We start from the raw sequence: 16916 nt of genomic DNA, 5'->3' as shown, positions 1-16916 counted from the left end.
CTCTTTAAGGAACGGCGGTCCCCACAGGCGGCACAGCGCCCGCGGGGACCGCCGCTCGGTCTGGTTTAGAAGCCCTCGTAATCGGCCACGTTGGTGGAATCGACTACGTCGACGGTGATGGTATGATCCTTTTCCACGGTCTCGCCGTTGAGATGGCTGATCATGTCATCCACGGCGTTCTGGATCATCTTGGGAGGATAGGTGACGGAGAACAGGTCGAAGTTGGCCACGATGTCGGGATAGGCGGTGTTGGCGTGGGTGCCGGACAGAACCTCATACATCTCGCCCAGGCCGGAGGAGGAGCCGATGGAGTTGATGGCCTCCAGGAAAGCGTCCTTCTTGGCCTGCTCGATCTCGGTGCCGCTCAGAGCTTCCAGGATGCCCATGCCGATCTCGTCGTCGTGGGTGAAGATGTAGTGATACTCGCCCAGCTCCTCAACGGTCTTGCTGTTGATCCAGTCGATGAACAGCTGCTTGCCGGTGGAACGGCTCCAGCCGGTGGCGGCGGAGTACTCGATGGTGGCCAGCTGTTCCTCGGTCCAGCCGTTGGCAGCCAGAGTCTCAGTGAAGCCCTTGTTGCGCATCTCGGGCACGGAGGAGGTGTCGCCGATCATGACGTACAGCTTGTCGCCGGGCTGCAGGCCGTCAGCGATGAAGCGCTCGGCAGTGGCCTTGCCGATACCCTCGTTATCGCCCTTCACGTTGGCAACTACCTTCTCCTGCACCACGGGGTTGTCAATGATGCGGTCCACCATGATGAAGGGGATGTCGGTGGCGGCGATGTTGTTCATGGAGGATTCCATGGTGTTGTCATAGGGCAGGATCACGATGCCGGCGGGAGGAGTTGCAGCGGCCAGAAGGTCGTCGATCTGCTCCTGCTGGTTCTTGGCGTCGGTAGCGGCCTGCACGATCACATTGTAGTTGCCCTCGGCGTTGACTTCCTCAGCCTTCTGCTGCGCGTAGGTCAGCACAGCGCCGGTCCAGCCGTGGTCGGCGTTGGGAACCAGGACGTAGATGTCGCCGCCGGAAGCGGTCTGGCCGCCGCTCTGGGTCTCACCGCCGCCGCTGGGGCTCTCGGTGCCGCCGCCTCCGCCGCCGCAGGCGACCAGGCTCAGGGACATGACGATGGCAAGAATGAGCGCAAGATACTTTTTCATGTTCATTGTCCTCCTTGTCAATTTATTTTCCGCAGCTTCTACTGCAAAAAATGCCATATGTTGGTTACAGCTCCACCCAAGCGGAGTCCTTCTCGGCGCTCTCCACCACCGCGTGGACAAACTTCACGCCGTCCACGCCGGCGTCCACCATGGTAATGGAGCTGGTGTCATAGGGCCGGCCCGCCTTCTTCTCAATGAGCGCGGTGACATAGTCCCGATAGATGTTGGCGAAGGCCACATACAGGCCCTCGGGATGGCCCACAGGCAGACGGCTGTAGCCGCCGGCGGGCTGGTCGATGCCGTTGCCGCCCCGGGTAAGTACCTGCATGGCCTGACCCTTGGGGGTGTAATACAGATAGTCGGGCTGCTCCTGACGCCACTCCAGAGCACCCTGGTCGCCGAAGACCCGGACCACCAGGCCGTTGTAGTGGCCGGCAGCGATCTGGGAGCACCAGTAGGCGCCGTTGACGCCGTTGTCGTACTCCACCAGGATGTTGGCGTTCAGGTCCAGAGCGTGGCCGTACTTATTGGTGGTGGCGGCCAGGCGCTTGATCTTCAGACCGGTGACGTAGTTCACATAGGCCTCGATGTGGGTGCCGATGTCGCCCACGCAGTTGGAAATGCCGGAGAATTTGGGGTCCTTCCGCCAGACGGACAGGTTCTCCTTGGCTCCCTCCTGGGGCTCCAGCTCGTTGATGAGCCAGTCCTGCACATACTCGGCGTTGACGGCGGCGATCTTGCCGATCTTGCCGGCGGCGATCATGTCCTTCATAACCCGGCTCATGGTGTAGCCGGGATAGGTATAGGTCACGGCAAAGAGCAGATCCTTCTCCTTGGCCAGGGCCTCCAGCTCCTCCGCCTGAGCCACCTCGAAGCACAGGGGCTTCTCACACACCACGTTGATGCCCGCCAGCAGGAACTCCTTGGCGATCTCATAGTGGAGGAAGTTGGGGGTGCAGATGGAGACGAAGTCGATGCCGTCCTCCCGGGCGGCCTCCGCCTTGGCCATCTCCTTGTAGTCGGCATACATCCGGCCGGGATCGATGCCGTAGGCCTTGGCAGTATCCTCGTTCTCCGACGGGATGTTGGAGAAGCAGCCGCACACCAGCTCCGCCCGGGGATCAAAGGCGATGGCCTTGCGATGCACTTCGCCGATGAAGGCGTACACGCTGCCGCCCACCATGCCGTATCTCAGTTCTTTTGCCATGCTTTCAGACCTGCCTTTCCTCAGCCATTGGAGATGGCGTCGTCAAACTTGATATCAGACTTCTTGAAGTCCACCTTGCGGACAAAGGCGGCGGCCTCGGTGGCGCCGTCGATGCGGTCCATACCGCTGTCCTCCCACTCCACCGACAGGGGACCGTCGTAGCCCATGTCGTTGAGCACCCGGATAATCTCCTCGAAGTTCACGTCGCCGTGGCCCAGGGAGCGGAAGTTCCAGCCCCGGCGCAGGTCGCCGAAATCAATGTGGGAGCCCAGCAAACCGCTGCGGCCGTCCAGAGTGACGGCGGCGTCCTTCATGTGAACGTGGTAGATGCGGTCACGGAAGTCGGAGAGGAACAGGTGGGGCTTGATGCCCTGCCAGATCAAATGGCTGGGATCGAAGTTGATGCCGAACTCCAGCCGGTCGGAGAACTTCTCCAGCAGGCGCTTGGTGGAGTAGTAGTCAAAAGCGATCTCGCCGGGATGGACCTCCAGCGCAAACTTCACATCGTTCTTCTTGAACTCGTTGAGGATGGGGGTCCACAGCTCCACGATCTTGTTGTAGCCGTCCTCGATCATCTCCTCGGTGGTCTGGGGGAAGGAGTAGAGGTAGCGCCAGATGGGGGAGCCGGTAAAGCCGGTGATGATCTTGATACCCATCTTGTTGGCCACCACGGCGGCCTTCTTCATGGTATCGATGCCCCACTGGCGGATGGCGTCGGGCTGATCGGCCAGAGCGGCGGGCGCAAAGTTATTCAGCCGGGGATCGGGCGCGTCGCCCACACACTGGCCGATGATGTGGGTAGCCAGGGCCTTGCAGATCAGGTTGTGCTTCTTCAGGGTCTCCTGCACCCAGGGGATGTAGCTCTCGTCTTCCAGGGCCCGGTCCAGATCCAGATTGCTGCCCCAGCAGGCGATCTCCAGGCCATCATAGCCCATCTTCTCCGCCAGCGCACACAATTCGTCCAGAGGCAGGTCCGCCCACTGACAGGTACACAGAGTAACAGGTCGCTTGCCCATAGCTGGTTCCTCCTTTTCCTTATCACCGTTACGCTATAGTAAATCTATTTTATAAAATAGATTTACTAAAGTTCTTGCCATTAGATTACACTCTCAAATATGAAAAGTCAATCCCCTTTTTGACATTTCTCCCAATTGCCTAAAAGATTGTATAAAGTGCTATGTGCCATTTGCCAAAAAGGGACGCCCGGCAGCACTGCTGCCGGGCGTCCCTTTTTTCTTATTTCATTAAAAGGAATCCAAGAAGCGGTTCACATCGTGCAGGGCCGTGCCCACACAGGCGCTGTGAGATTTGAACCGGTCCAAGGTCAGAAATGCGCCATCTTCGTCAAAGAGGGTCTTTTGGCATACCTCCTGCCGGATCAGATCCAGCTGGTCCTCCAGATAGGCCGCCAGCATTCCGCCCAGCACAATATCACAGTCCATGCCCATCCGAATGATGGCCAGGCCGTCGGTCAGGTGATGGCGATATTGCTCCCAGGTCAGGGCAATCTGGTAGTTGCCGCACTTCAGCATGGAGAAAAACTCCTCCAGGGTAATGCCCAGATCATCGCTGAGCCGGGATGTGGAGCAGTAGGCTTCCAGGCAGCCCCGCTTGCCGCACCGGCAGGGTCTGCCGTCAGGCACAATGCAGATATGGCCGAATTCGCCGCTGCGGCCGTTGTCCCCGACATAGGGCTTGTTCCCCATCAGGATGGCGCCGCCCACGCCGCGCTCCAGAGAGAGATAAATCAAATTTCTGCTCTCGCTTCTTGCCCAGCTCTCCGCATATCCGCTGGCATTGGCGTCGTTTTCTACGCGAACCGCGTAGGAAAAGGCCCCTGTGATTTCAGCCAGAGGGATATCCCGCAGTTCCAGCGTGGGGGCAAACACCAGCCGCTCCCGCTCCGCATCCACAATGCCCGGAACGGTGATCCCCACACCCAGCAGTCTTTTTCGATCCAGCCCCAGCGCGTCCAGGAAGTGCTCCAGCAGCTGGGCCACCTCCTGATAGTAGCGGGGACCATGATTGAATTTCTTATAGATCTTTTGGTATCCCAACTCCTGAGCCCGGATGTTGATGGCCACCAGCCGCACCGCGTCATCCATAACGGAGATGCCCACAGAAAACCGCGCGTCCGCCACCAGGGAGATGGTCCTGGGCTTCCGCCCGCCTGTGGAGGCCTGGGTGCCGGAATAGGACAGCAGGCCCTCCTCCAGAAAATCGTTCAGATTACCGGATACCGTAGGCAAACTCAGCCCCAGGGCCCCGGCAATCTCCTGCTTGGTCACCGGCTCCCCATTTTGATAAATATATTGATAGATTCTTCGCCGATTGGTTTGTTTCAGGGCCGCAGACGTCAACGCTTTTTGCATACGCCACCCCTTCTTTTATAAAAGTATTTTCTATTACTATCAACCTATCATATTCTGGTCTAAAATGCAAGGGGCACCTGAAAGAATTTTTCAGCTTGTGAAGGAAAGGGCACCTCCTCCTGCTTTCCCCAGCCGCCGGCTCTATTAACTATTTAGTTAATATCTTCTTGACTTCCCGTTCGAGATGCGCTATAGTCTTATTAGACAAATAGTTAATGGGGGTGTGGTATGGAACGCAGTGTATCTCTTTCTCACAGCGAGTGGCTCATCATGCAGGAGATCTGGAAACGAGGGACTGCTACCTTTCGGGAGATCTGTGACGGTGTTGCGGCCCAGAACTGGAGCAAGCCGGCGGTAGCCGCCTTCCTGAAGCGTATGGAGAAGAAGGGGGCCATCTCCTGTGAAGAGGCCAAGCCGGTAAAGCTCTACCGGCCACTGATTCAGAAGGAAGCAGCGGTACAGGAGGAGACCCGGCAGATTTTGGACCGGGTATACGGCGGGGACGTGGCCCTGCTGGCCCATTCTCTGGTGAGCTCGGAGGCGCTGGACAGCGCAGAGGTAGAAGAGCTGATCACGCTTTTGCGGAAAGGCAGGGAAGGCTCATGACGCAGCTGCTGCAAATGACCGTACAGGGGACTTTACTCATCGCCGTGCTGCTGCTCCTGCGCGCACTCTTCCGCAGGCGCATCTCCCCTGTGATCCTCTACGCCCTGTGGCTGCTGCCTGCCGCCCGGCTGCTGATTCCAGGCAGCGTGGAGAGCGCCTTTTCCCTGCAAAACTTCGTTCCTGCCCCGGCGGAGCAAGGGATGGCAACCGTACTTGGGCAGGGATCAGCCCAAGTACCTCAGCTGTCCCAGGCACAGACCACTCTCCCACCTGCTGCGGCAGACCTTGCACAACAGGCTGCCATACCCAGTGGTGCTGCTCTGGACGTAGGGACTCTACTTACAGTCAGTATGTATTATGATGGCGGTCAGGAGGACACGCTGTCCTGTGTCTTTGTCACCGGCGACGGCGGCAGAACCTGGGCGGCCATCACCAGCGGCGGACCGCTCCAGCCGGACCGATCCCAAACATAAAAGGGCCCCCGGAACAATGTTCCGGGGGCCCAAACGTTTGGCGTTGGATTAGTACATACCGCCCATGTCGGGGGCAGCGGGAGCAGCAGGAGCGGCCTCCTTCTTGTCGGCCCTCCCCACGGAATCCGCAATTCCGCGGGGACCCCCATTTTATCTGCTGGGGCGGAATGAATCCGCCCGGCATCAAGGTTTTGCCTCCGGCAAAACGCTTGTACTGGTGTCCGACAAGAAAAGGCCCCCGGAACAATATTCCGGGGGCCCCAATGTTTGGCGTTGGATTAGTACATACCGCCCATGTCGGGGGCAGCGGGAGCAGCGGGAGCGGGCTCCTTCTTGTCGGCCACCAGAGCCTCAGTGGTCAGCAGGGTGGCAGCGATGGAAGCAGCGTTCTCCAGAGCGGAACGGGTCACCTTGGTGGGATCCACAATACCGGCGGAGATCATGTCCACATAGGTCTCGTTGTAGGCGTCGAAGCCGTAGCCGGTCTTGTCGGCCTTCTTCACGTTCTCCAGCACCACGGAGCCGTCGATGCCGGCGTTGGTGGCGATCTGGCGCATGGGCTCGGTCAGAGCCTTGGCGATGATGCGGACACCGGTCTTCTCGTCGCCCTCGGTCTCATTCAGCAGCTTCTCCACAGCGGAGACAGCGTTCACATAAGCGGTACCGCCGCCGGCCACAATGCCTTCCTCAACAGCGGCGCGGGTGGCGTTCAGAGCGTCCTCGATGCGGAGCTTCTTCTCCTTCATCTCCACCTCGGTGGCAGCGCCCACGCGGATGATGGCCACGCCGCCGGCCATCTTGGCCAGACGCTCCTGGAGCTTCTCGCGGTCATAGTCGGAAGTGGTGGTCTCAATCTGGCTGCGGATCTGGTTGGTGCGGTTCTTGATGGCCTCGGAGGAGCCGGCGCCATCCACGATGATGGTGTTCTCCTTGGAGACCTTCACCTGGCGGGCCTTGCCCAGCATATCCATGGTGGCTTCCTTCAGCTCATAGCCCATGTCGGCAGTGATGACGGTACCGCCAGTCAGAACGGCGATATCCTCCAGCATCTCCTTGCGGCGGTCGCCGAAGCCGGGGGCCTTGACGCACACCACGTTCAGGGTGCCGCGCAGCTTGTTGACGATGAGGGTGGACAGAGCCTCGCCCTCCACGTCCTCGGCGATGACCAGCAGCTTCTTGCCGGACTGCACCACCTGCTCCAGGATGGGCAGCAGCTCCTGAATGTTGGAGATCTTCTTATCGGTGATGAGGATGAGGGCGTCGTCCAGAACGGCCTCCATCTTCTCGGTATCGGTGACCATATAGGGGGTGATATAGCCGCGGTCGAACTGCATACCTTCCACGACCTCGCTGTAGGTCTCAGCGGTCTTGGACTCCTCAACGGTGATAACGCCGTCGTTGGAAACCTTCTCCATGGCCTCGGCAATCAGCTTGCCCACGGTCTCGTCGCCGGAGGACACGGTGCCCACGCGGGCGATATCGTCGGAGCCGTTGACCTTCTTGGAGTTGGCCTTGATGGCCTCCACGGCGGTGGCGGTAGCCTTGGCAATGCCCTTCTTCATGACCATGGGATTGGCACCGGCAGCCAGGTTCTTCAGGCCCTCACGGATGATGGCCTGGGCCAGCAGGGTGGCGGTGGTGGTGCCGTCGCCGGCCACGTCGTTGGTCTTGGTGGAAACTTCCTTCACCAGCTGAGCGCCCATGTTCTCAAAGGGATCGTCCAGCTCGATCTCCTTAGCGATGGTCACGCCGTCGTTGGTGATCAGGGGAGCGCCGAACTTCTTGTCCAGCACCACGTTGCGGCCCTTGGGGCCCATGGTGATCTTAACGGTATCGGCCAGCTGATTGACGCCGCGCTCCAGAGCGTGACGGGCTTCCTCACCGTAGCAAATGATCTTAGCCATAATGAATTACCTCCATGCAAATTCCGCCTGAGCGGAATTAAAATCAAAATTTGTCCGGAGCAGGACACGCGCCTGCGCAGGACACCTATGCTTGCTCCGCCACCGGCGGGCAACCGCCTTTGTGTACAAAGGCGAGGGGGGTATCGAAACCGCTGTGCCGCCTGCGGCGCGGCGGTTTCGTATCTAGGGGGGATGCAATCCCCCCTGGACGTTCTTTACTCCACGATAGCCAGGATATCGGACTGACGAACGATGGTGTACTCCTCGCCGTCGATCTTCACCTCAGTACCGGCATACTTGCTGGTGATGACCTTGTCGCCCACCTTCACGGTCATGGTGACTTCCTTGCCGTCCACCAGGCCGCCGGGGCCCACCTCGATGACCTGAGCCACTTCGGGCTTCTCCTTGGCAGAACCAGTCAGGATGATGCCGCTCTTGGTCTTTTCTTCGGCCTCAACCAGCTTGATGACCACACGGTCGGCGAGAGGCTTGAGTTTCATAATGGGTTCCTCCTTATATGATTCATTTTCTTATTAACCAATCCAATCTGTTAGCACTCATTTTACCGGAGTGCTAACCACGTGTATGATAATACCTCTCTCCGCACAAAAAATCAACCCCCTTTTTTGAAAAAAGGGGGTCAGTTTTGGAAAAATTCAAGTTTTGTTCACAAACTCACAGCAGGAGTGCTAATCCATGCTCTCACATCTGGCTCCAGTAATGCTTGGAACGCTCCAATTCCTGGGTAATCCTGATCTCCTTATTCTTTTCGTCCAGGTCCATGCCCTGACCCACCGTGCGGCAGGCTTTGCTGTTGATGGCGCACACAAAGACAGTGACCGCCACAAAAACCGCATAGAGCAGCCACGCCAGCAGACTCGTACGCAGGGCAGTCAAAAATGGGACCAGAAAGACGCAGGGAAGATAGAGGACGCTCAAAATAATCATGGTCCACTTGACGATTCTGTACATAATACCCTCCTTTTGAGCGGATAGGCCTATATTTGTACATCTCTATTTTACCATACACGCTTTCTCTTTACAAGCTCGCGCCCCCTGCCATGTGGCCCCGGCGGGATAGAAAAACTGCACCTTCTGATCGGACAGGCGGATGGACAGGTCGGTCCCTTCCACCAGTTCGCCGTCCACATTGACTGCGGTGAGCCGGTCGCACCGCACATTCATAGTCCGGCCCCGGCGCAGAATGGCCTGCGGGATGTCCCCGATCTCCCCCCGGGCAAATTTTTTGATGAGTGCCAGGACCGTAAAACGGGACACTGCCGGGATTACAATGAAGTCCAGCATCCCGTCGTCGGGCATAGCCGTGGGACTTGGATTGAAACCGCCGCCGTAGTACCGGCCATTGCAGGCGCACAACAGGGTGAACCGGTCGCCGGGCATAGGTTCGCCATCGATTGACACCTGATAGGGCAGGTGAATCCCCCGGATGATGGTGCGCAGGGCGGACATCTGATAGGCCGCCGTGCCGCTGACCAGAGGCAGCTTCTTGAAGTCAGCCGCTCCAAAACCGATGCGGGCGTCAAAGCCCACCGAACACACATTCAGGGAGTATCGCCCGTTGCATTCGATTAAGTCCATGGCGGTCTGCGGCCCATCCAGCAGCTGCTCCAGCTGCCAGAACCGGGCTGCATCCTGGCCGAATATGCGCAGAAAGTCATTGCCCGAACCCATGGGGCAGTGGGTCACCGCTACATGGGCCTGTCCCGCGGCTCCGTTGACCACCTCATTGAGGGTACCATCTCCGCCGCAGGCATATACCCGCAGCGGGTCTCCCTGTTGGGCGGCCTCCTGCACCAAACGGGTGGCGTGGCCGCTTCCCTCCGTCCGCACCGCCGACCACTCCGACCGGCGGCCAGCCATAATGTGGCGTATCTTCTCCAGCATCTCCTGGCTGCGGTCAAACTTCCCCGCATGGGGGTTCATCACGAACAGGTGCCGCACAGGCACCCTCCTCTCTCTCTTTCAATCTGCTCCAACTCATGCGGCAAGGACATTGGGATTAAATGTCCCCCAGAGGGTCAGCCGCTGCTCCGCCCTAGCCATACGGGCCACAATGGCCGCCGCCTCCGCCCGGGTCACCGTTCCCTTGGGGTTAAAGGTCAGTTTGCTGTCCACACCGGTGAGCACGCCCTTGGCATACAGGCTGTAAATGGCGTCCGCGCCAGGATCGCCCGGCTTGACGTCGGGCACGGAGACCTTGATCCTGGACAGATCGTTGATGTTCTTCATGTGCTTGGCCTGGCTGGTAGCCGCAAAGATCTGGGCGATCTCCCGCCGGGTAGCCGGGCGCAGGTAGTCCTTTTGGCTGAAGGTGCCGCTCTGAATGATGCCGCTGGCCAGACAGTAGTTCACCGCGCCGGAGTACCAGTAGGGTCCGGTGGAACTGCTGGTATGGAAGCTGTCATCTTTATAGCGGCTTTCCATGGTGGCGGCCAGCTTGAGCACCTCAGCCACCGTCAGGGTCTGCTCCGGCGCATACCGGTTGCCGCCCACACCGGAGGTCAGCCCCACATTGTAGGCGATATCCACCCATACCGCAAACCAGTCCCTGGGAGACACATCGCTGAAATCGGGCAGCTTGCCCCGGGTCAGAGAAAACCGGGCGGAGGGCACCCCCTTCTCCACCAGGATGCGGGGCAGCTCAAAGACCGGGATCTTGGTGACCTCTCCATCGCGGGTCAAGGTAAGGACCCGGGTCCCTCCCTGCTCCGTGATGGTGGCACTGTCATAGATCAGGTCGTACAGCAGATTGGTGGTCCCCTCCTGGCCGTCGGAGAAAGGCAGGATACTGGCCACACCCCAGCGGGTACCCTTCTGCACCACATAGAGGCCGCAGTCCAGGGGCAGCAGCGTGCCGTACTCCGGCTGGATCAGGTAGGTGCCGTCCGGCCGGATCACACCCAACTTTCCATCCAGATTGACGGCGGCCAAGCCCATGGAGAAGGATACCACACTGTTGTATTTCAGGGGGATGACTACCCGCTTCTGAGCGTCCACAAAGCCCCACTTGCCGTTATACTCACACTGGGCCAGTCCCTCGCTGTAGCCCCACACTGTAGCTCCCTCGGGTGCGGCCAGAGCCTGTCCACCCAGCACGAGGCAGAGCGCCAGCATCAAACAGGACAATCGCAGTGTCCGCTCCTTTTTCATATCCTACCTCCGTCTGTCAAGGCCATACTGGAACAGGTCGCATTTCAGCATACCGTTATACAGCTTCCGTTTCTTGTCCGCCGTCCGGCCAAAGGTCCGCTCAAACTCGGTATGGGAGGAGAGTACGCTCACCTTCCACCCCTCCGGCAGGGTGCGCACTGCCTTGCCGAAGGCCCGGTACAGGTCCTCCGCCTCCCGCTTCTCCAGAATGCGTTCACCGTAGGGGGGATTGGTGACCACCCGGCCCACGGGGGCGTCCCGGTGGAATTTGGTGGCGTCGGCCACCTCAAAGCGGACCACATCCTCCACATCGGCCTTTACCGCATTGTCCCGGGCAACGGCTACCGCCTTGGGGTCGATGTCCCCGCCCCAGATGTCGTAGTCACCATGGAACTCCTTGTCCATGGCCTCGTCGGCGGCCTGGAGCCACAGCCCGCTGTCCAGCCACTTCCAACGCTGGGCGGAGAAGGCCCGGTTCAGTCCGGGGGCCCGGTTCTTGGCGATGAGAGCGGCCTCAATGGCGATGGTGCCCGAGCCGCAGAAGGGATCGCAGAAGGGATCTTTCCCCCGGTAGCGGGAGAGGAGCACCATAGCGGCGGCCAGGGTCTCCCGCAGAGGCGCCACCACGCCCACCGCACGGTAGCCCCGCTTGTGGAGCCCCGCCCCGGTGGTATCCAGCATCAGGGTGACCTCATCGTGCATCAGAGAGAACTGGACCTGATAGAGGGCGCCGGTCTCCGGCAGGGTATCCAGGCCGTACTTCTGCCCCAGCCGGGCAGCCAGAGCCTTTTTCAGCACAGACTGGATGGCAGGCAGGGCATGGAGCTGGGAGTTGAGGGAATAGCCCTTCACCGGGAAGGCCCCCTCCCGAGGGATAAAGTTCTCCCAGGGCAGGGCTTTGGCCCCTTCAAACAGGGCCTCAAAGTCGGCAGCATGGTACCGCCCCACCACCAGCAGCACCCGCTCGCCGGTACGCAGGTTCAGATTCACCCGGGGGATGTCCGCCGGCCGGGCCTTGCAGCCCACCCGGCCGTTCTCTGCCTTCACCTCCGGCAGACCCAGCCGGCGCAGCTCCTCGGCACACAGGCCCTCCAGGCCAAACAGCGTGGGGATCAGCAATTCCAGTTCTTTCATGTCAGGCTCCTTGTCACAGCAATCGTTTGGTCCAGTATACCCTATTTCGCTCCGCTTGGCAAACTGTAACGGAATGTCACTTCCCTTTTTTATGGAACTATGCTAGGATAAGCGTAAGAAAGGAGGTCCGTCTATGCCAATACCCAGTATTTGCTGGCTGGTGGCGCTGGTGGTTCTGGCCGTTCTGGAGGGAGTGACTGTGACTCTGGTCTCCCTGTGGTTCGCGCTGGGCGCACTGGCCGCACTGATCACGTCCTTTTTTGTGGATAACATCTGGATTCAATTTGCGGTATTCCTGGTGGTCTCTCTGGTCACCCTATTGGTGATCCGTCCCCTGGCCCAGCGCTATGTGACCCCCAAGCAGGTGGCCACCAACGCCGACCGGGCGGTGGGCGCCGAAGGTGTGGTCACCCAGGCCATCGACAACCGGGCCGCCAAGGGTCAGGTCACCGTAAGCGGCGCCGTCTGGACCGCACGTTCCGAGTCGGAAGAGCCCATCCCCGAAGGTACCCCTGTGCGGGTCCTGCGGATCGAAGGGGTTAAGCTCATTGTAACCCCCTCGAAAGAACGCTGTGTTTCTCATTAGTAATAAGGAGGAATGGAGTATGTTTGACAATATCCCCATCATCCCTATCATTGTTATCATTTTGGTGGTATTGATTATCCTGCTGCTGGCCGCCAACCTGAAGATCGTCCAGCAATCCAAGGCCTATGTCATTGAGCGTATGGGCGCTTTTCACGCCGTATGGGGCGTGGGCGTCCACTTCAAGCTGCCCTTCGTGGAGCGGGTGGCCAAGGTGGTCTCCCTCAAGGAGCAGGTGGTGGATTTTGCCCCCCAGCCCGTTATCACCAAGGACAACGTCACCATGCAGATCGACACGGTGCTCTACTTCCAGATCACTGACGCCAAGCTGTATACCTACGGCGTGGAGCACCCCATGAGCGCCATTGAGAACCTGACCGCCACCACCCTGCGCAACATCATCGGTGAGCTGGAGCTGGACCAATCCCTCACCAGCCGCGACATCATCAACTCCAAGATGCGCTCCATTCTGGACGAGGCTACCGACCCCTGGGGCATCAAGGTCAACCGGGTGGAGCTGAAGAACATTATCCCGCCCAGAGAGATCCAGGACGCCATGGAGAAGCAGATGAAGGCCGAGCGGGAGCGCCGGGAATCCATCCTCCAGGCCGAGGGCCAGAAGCAGAGCCAGATCCTGGTGGCTGAGGGCGAAAAACAGTCCCTCATCCTCCGGGCCGACGCCGCTAAGCAGGCCGCCATCATGAAGGCCGAGGGTGAGGCTGAGGCCATTTTGAAGGTGCAGCAGGCCACCGCCGAGGCCCTGAAGCTCCTCAACGAGGCCAGCCCCACCGACCAGGTACTGAAGATCAAGGCCTTGGAGGCCTTCCAGGCCGCGGCCAACGGCCAGGCCACCAAGCTCATTATTCCCTCGGAGATCCAGGGACTGGCAGGCCTGTGCGCCTCCGCCAAGGCGGTGTTCGAGTCCTCCGCCGACGCCCCCAAGAAGTCTTAACATCCCTTTTTATGAAAAAGAACGGGACGCCCGCAGGCGTCCCGTTCTTTTTCAGTCGCACCATGTAATGTTGTCGTTTTTCCGATCCGGAGCGGTTGGATGCTCCCCGGCGGCATAGCCCAGGGCTACACCGATCAGGGGCTCGTAGCCCTCCGGCAGGCCCAGTCTGGCACGCAGAGCCGGGTCGCTGAAGGCAATCATGGGACCCATGAGGAAGCAGGAGCCCAGCCCCAGCTCGGTGGCGGCCAGCATCATATTCTCCGCCGCGCAGGACACATTGGCCATGTTGAAGCCCTTTTCGTCATTTCCGCCCGGGGCGGAGAGCACCACCAGGGCCGCCGCGCCATAGAGGGGATGGAAGCCCTCCTGGGCGGCCAGATCCTCCAGGAAAGGCACACCGGAGTGGGCCATCCCCTCCACCGCCGCGGTGTCCACGGCACTGATCTGCTCCGGCCCCACAAACACACTCATATGGAACTGCCCGAAGATGGGCGCCTGATTGCCCGTGCGGAGCACCGCCTCCAGCTTCTCCCGCTCTACGGGCCGGGCCTCATAGGCGCGGATACTCCGGCGGGTCTCGATCGCCTGCTGTACATTCATTGAGAAATACCCCTTTCTTTTTTCGTGCTTGTGGCTATAATTATAAATATCGTCTAAAAATGCGCAAGTACGCAATTTTTCTTTACTCAGTAAGAAAAAACTTAGTGAGGAGGGGTATTGATGGAGGGCTGTCCCGTCAAATTCGCCCTGGGACTGGTCAGCGGAAAGTGGAAGCTACGCATCCTCTGGGAGCTGAACCAACAGGAGATCATCCGTTTTAACGAGCTTCAGCGCAGGCTTTCCGGCATTTCCAGCGTCATGCTCTCCAAATCCCTGGAGGAGCTGGAGCAGTGCAAGCTGGTCCACCGGGAGCAGTACCCGGAAATTCCGCCCAAGGTGGAGTATTCTTTAACCGAGCTGGGCCGTTCCATTGACCCCGCCCTCCGGGCGCTGGGAGAATGGGGAACGCACGCCTACGAGGAGATCCATGCCAACTGAATGCAAAAGAACCCCCGGAACCAGTGGTTCCGGGGGTTCTTTTGTAAAGGAATATAATGGGTTATTTCTTTCTGCTAGGCGGGGGAACCACCGGCGAGTCGTGCTCGAAGGCGTCGAAGTAGTCCTCGTTCTGCAGCTCCGGTTTGCGGTGCCGCACCGCCTCGGTGATGATGGGATAGAGCACGATGGCCAGCAGGCCGCCGGAAAAGCCGTTGTTGTAGAGGTTGAAGCCCTCCACCGGAGTGCCTGCCCGCAACACCACCGAGGAGTGGAGAAATCCGGCCACGATGCCGAAGGGCCAGCCAAAATACCCCGAGATGGGGGCCAGGGTGGTACCAAAGAGCAGAGCCAGCTGCACACCGCTGTCGTTGATGTGCCAGTGCATACAAAAGCTGCCCAGCACCACGCCCAGCATAATGGGGATGATATTGCGGGCGTGCTTACCAAAGGCAGAGAAGCCCATGATGGTAAAGATGCCGCCCATAGTGGGACCGTTTAAATCGCCGCCGGTGGCCAGGATGAAGGTCATACCGATCAGTCCGTTAACACCTACGTTGATCAAAGTAGGGGCAGCGCCAAACATACGCAGGTAGTCACTGGGGGCCCGGCCAGTGGTGAGCAGCAGCCGGCGGTAGCCGGCCCAGGCTGCCCAGATAGGACGTCCGCTGAAAAACAAGCCCATAATGATGAGGAGCAGGCACAGGCTGCCCAGGCAGATTCCCAGCTGCAGATTGTAGCCGGTGGCCCAATGGTGCGCCACGTTGGGATCAGCCCCCAGGGAGGTCATTACCGGCACCAGAATGGTAGCCAGCAGGCCGCAGGCGAAGCCCATGTTGTACAGGTTCATACCGTTCTGGATCTTGTATGTATAGGCGGACAGAGGGGGCAGCACAAAGCCGATGATGGCGCCGATGAGAATAGCCCACCAGATGTTGCCCCAGCCGTTGTCCAAGGCCACATAGCTGACCACCGGCGACAGGGAGGTGGCCAGCAGGGACACCGAGGCATATTTGCCGAAGTCCTCCCGGCGGACCTTGGCGTACAGGAAGGTGCCGAAGATAATGGGCCAAATGTTGGCGATATTCTTGCCGAACAGGGCAAAGCCCGCCATCAGGCCGATCTCCACCAGGGTATAGCCGTTAAGGGGGTCCTTACTCAAATGGAGGATGCCCAGGCTGATGAGGGTGACCAGGGCGGCGTTGACAAAGGCTGCCCCAATGCCCGCGATCTTCACATAGTCGGTGATGAGGGCATCTTCCGTCTGTATGATCTTCCACAGGCCGGGCAGAATCTGGGTGGGATCACCCAGGATCAGCCCGATGGCAATCAGATAGGCAGCAAAGCAGATGGCAGCAGGGTAAATCTTGTGGTAGCGCATATGGTGTCCCCTTTCGGATGGCAGCCGTCTTACCGACCGTCAAAATAGGCTCGGGTCTGTTCCGCGTTACGCATGACTTCTTGCTTGAGCTCCTCCAGGCTGTCGAACTTCCGCTCGCCCCGCAGGCGCTTATAAAACTCCATCCGGACACTCTGTCCGTACAGGTTGCCGTTGAAATCCAGGATAAATCCTTCCACAGTCACCCGGTCGCCGTCGTCCACCGTGGGGCGCACCCCCACATTGGTCACCGCCAGGCGGCTGTCGCCGTTTTCAAACCACACTTTGGTAGCATATACCCCATAGGCGGGCACCAGCACACCGGGCTGGAACCGCAGATTCACCGTGGGAAAGCCCAGAGTGGACCCCAGCTTCTTGCCGTGGGCCACGGTATCGGTGAGGGTATGGGGATGGCCCAAAAATTCGTTGGCCCGCTCCATCTCGCCCTGGGCTACCAGGGTACGGATATAGGTGGATGACACCGTGATGTCGTCCCGGCACACCTTGGGAATGATATCGCAGCCAATGCCCAGCTCCTGACACAGTGTCTGGAGCCGCTCCGGATTACCCTCTCCCTTATAGCCGAAGTGGAAATCGTGGCCGGCCACCAGATGGACCGCCCCATGCTCCTTCACCAGATAGTCGGTGACAAACTCCCGCCAGGGCTGGTGCATCATCCGCTCGTCAAAGTGGGCCACGATCACATCCCGGATACCGTAGTACCGCCGCATCAGCTCCGCCCGGTCCAGGGGGGAGCTGAGCAGGGGGACCGCCGGGGTCTTGAGGATCAGGTTCTCCGGATGGGTATCAAAGGTGACCGCCGCCGGGACGGCTCCCAGTTCGGCCGCCTTCTCCCCCACCCGGCGCAGCAGGGCGCCGTGGCCCAAGTGAACGCCGTCAAAAAAGCCCAGGGCGATCACACGTCTTGTCTCTGTCCCGTTCAC

At 59.6% G+C, this 16916-nt stretch carries 18 protein-coding genes; 5 read left to right on the top strand and 13 right to left on the bottom strand.

The window, feature by feature from the left end; translation table 11 throughout:
* Positions 1-65: 65 nt before the first annotated feature.
* The 4 genes from B5E56_RS04225 to B5E56_RS04210 form a co-directional block, all read right to left on the bottom strand.
* Positions 66-1157, bottom strand: a complete 1092-nt coding sequence (locus B5E56_RS04225; RefSeq protein ID WP_158098663.1) for a substrate-binding domain-containing protein — start codon at positions 1155-1157, stop codon at positions 66-68.
* A 64-nt stretch (positions 1158-1221) separates the two neighbouring features.
* Positions 1222-2364 carry a Gfo/Idh/MocA family protein gene (locus B5E56_RS04220; protein WP_087388773.1) on the bottom strand — a complete coding sequence of 381 codons (1143 nt, stop codon included), beginning with the start codon at positions 2362-2364 and terminating at the stop codon, positions 1222-1224.
* 20 nt (positions 2365-2384) lie between these two features.
* The gene (locus tag B5E56_RS04215) at positions 2385-3380 is read right to left on the bottom strand and encodes a sugar phosphate isomerase/epimerase family protein (RefSeq protein ID WP_087188598.1); all 996 of its coding nucleotides are present in this window, start codon (positions 3378-3380) and stop codon (positions 2385-2387) included.
* A gap of 228 nt (positions 3381-3608) precedes the next feature.
* On the bottom strand, positions 3609-4736 hold the full coding sequence (locus tag B5E56_RS04210; RefSeq protein WP_087388772.1) for an ROK family transcriptional regulator: 1128 nt from the start codon (positions 4734-4736) through the stop codon (positions 3609-3611).
* A 228-nt stretch (positions 4737-4964) separates the two neighbouring features.
* On the opposite strand from B5E56_RS04210, the gene B5E56_RS04205 reads away from it, so the two are divergent.
* Both B5E56_RS04205 and B5E56_RS04200 read left to right on the top strand, forming a co-directional pair.
* Entirely contained in the window at positions 4965-5342 is a 378-nt protein-coding gene (locus tag B5E56_RS04205; protein ID WP_087388771.1) for a BlaI/MecI/CopY family transcriptional regulator, read from the top strand.
* Positions 5339-5815 (top strand): M56 family metallopeptidase, encoded by a 477-nt coding sequence (locus tag B5E56_RS04200; RefSeq protein WP_087388770.1) that lies wholly within the window; start codon positions 5339-5341, stop codon positions 5813-5815. Before B5E56_RS04205 ends, B5E56_RS04200 begins: the two co-directional genes overlap by 4 nt.
* Positions 5816-6093: 278 nt before the next feature.
* Here B5E56_RS04200 and groL read toward each other — a convergent pair whose 3' ends face one another.
* The 6 genes from groL to B5E56_RS04170 form a co-directional block, all read right to left on the bottom strand.
* Positions 6094-7719, bottom strand: a complete 1626-nt coding sequence (groL, locus tag B5E56_RS04195) for a chaperonin GroEL (RefSeq protein WP_087268147.1) — start codon at positions 7717-7719, stop codon at positions 6094-6096.
* Positions 7720-7934: 215 nt separating this feature from the next.
* Complete coding sequence (locus tag B5E56_RS04190) at positions 7935-8219, bottom strand: co-chaperone GroES (RefSeq protein ID WP_087188593.1); 285 nt, start codon at positions 8217-8219, stop codon at positions 7935-7937.
* Between the two features lie 202 nt (positions 8220-8421).
* Positions 8422-8691 (bottom strand): hypothetical protein, encoded by a 270-nt coding sequence (locus tag B5E56_RS04185; RefSeq protein ID WP_087388769.1) that lies wholly within the window; start codon positions 8689-8691, stop codon positions 8422-8424.
* A 42-nt stretch (positions 8692-8733) separates the two neighbouring features.
* Entirely contained in the window at positions 8734-9681 is a 948-nt protein-coding gene (locus B5E56_RS04180) for a diacylglycerol/lipid kinase family protein (protein WP_242958759.1), read from the bottom strand.
* 36 nt (positions 9682-9717) lie between these two features.
* Positions 9718-10890 (bottom strand): WG repeat-containing protein, encoded by a 1173-nt coding sequence (locus tag B5E56_RS04175; protein WP_087388768.1) that lies wholly within the window; start codon positions 10888-10890, stop codon positions 9718-9720.
* 3 nt (positions 10891-10893) lie between these two features.
* Complete coding sequence (locus B5E56_RS04170; protein WP_087388767.1) at positions 10894-12024, bottom strand: THUMP domain-containing class I SAM-dependent RNA methyltransferase; 1131 nt, start codon at positions 12022-12024, stop codon at positions 10894-10896.
* Positions 12025-12157: 133 nt separating this feature from the next.
* On the opposite strand from B5E56_RS04170, the gene B5E56_RS04165 reads away from it, so the two are divergent.
* Both B5E56_RS04165 and B5E56_RS04160 read left to right on the top strand, forming a co-directional pair.
* On the top strand, positions 12158-12610 hold the full coding sequence (locus B5E56_RS04165; protein WP_087388766.1) for an NfeD family protein: 453 nt from the start codon (positions 12158-12160) through the stop codon (positions 12608-12610).
* Between the two features lie 19 nt (positions 12611-12629).
* Complete coding sequence (locus tag B5E56_RS04160; protein ID WP_191434717.1) at positions 12630-13559, top strand: SPFH domain-containing protein; 930 nt, start codon at positions 12630-12632, stop codon at positions 13557-13559.
* A gap of 51 nt (positions 13560-13610) precedes the next feature.
* On the opposite strand, the gene B5E56_RS04155 is transcribed toward B5E56_RS04160, so the two are convergent.
* Positions 13611-14159 (bottom strand): nitroreductase family protein, encoded by a 549-nt coding sequence (locus tag B5E56_RS04155; protein ID WP_087268158.1) that lies wholly within the window; start codon positions 14157-14159, stop codon positions 13611-13613.
* 120 nt (positions 14160-14279) lie between these two features.
* Between B5E56_RS04155 and B5E56_RS04150 the strand changes: the two genes are divergently transcribed.
* Positions 14280-14597, top strand: a complete 318-nt coding sequence (locus B5E56_RS04150) for a winged helix-turn-helix transcriptional regulator (RefSeq protein WP_087268161.1) — start codon at positions 14280-14282, stop codon at positions 14595-14597.
* 61 nt (positions 14598-14658) lie between these two features.
* Here B5E56_RS04150 and B5E56_RS04145 read toward each other — a convergent pair whose 3' ends face one another.
* Positions 14659-15975, bottom strand: coding sequence for a DUF1576 domain-containing protein (locus tag B5E56_RS04145; RefSeq protein ID WP_087388765.1), 1317 nt, complete (start codon positions 15973-15975; stop codon positions 14659-14661).
* 29 nt (positions 15976-16004) lie between these two features.
* On the bottom strand, positions 16005-16916 hold the full coding sequence (gene ribF / locus B5E56_RS04140; protein ID WP_087188582.1) for a riboflavin biosynthesis protein RibF: 912 nt from the start codon (positions 16914-16916) through the stop codon (positions 16005-16007).

Origin of the sequence: Flavonifractor sp. An112, from assembly GCF_002161085.1 — a bacterium.
Classification (GTDB): domain Bacteria; phylum Bacillota; class Clostridia; order Oscillospirales; family Oscillospiraceae; genus Flavonifractor; species Flavonifractor avicola.
This window is presented reverse-complemented; position numbering and strand designations above follow the sequence as displayed.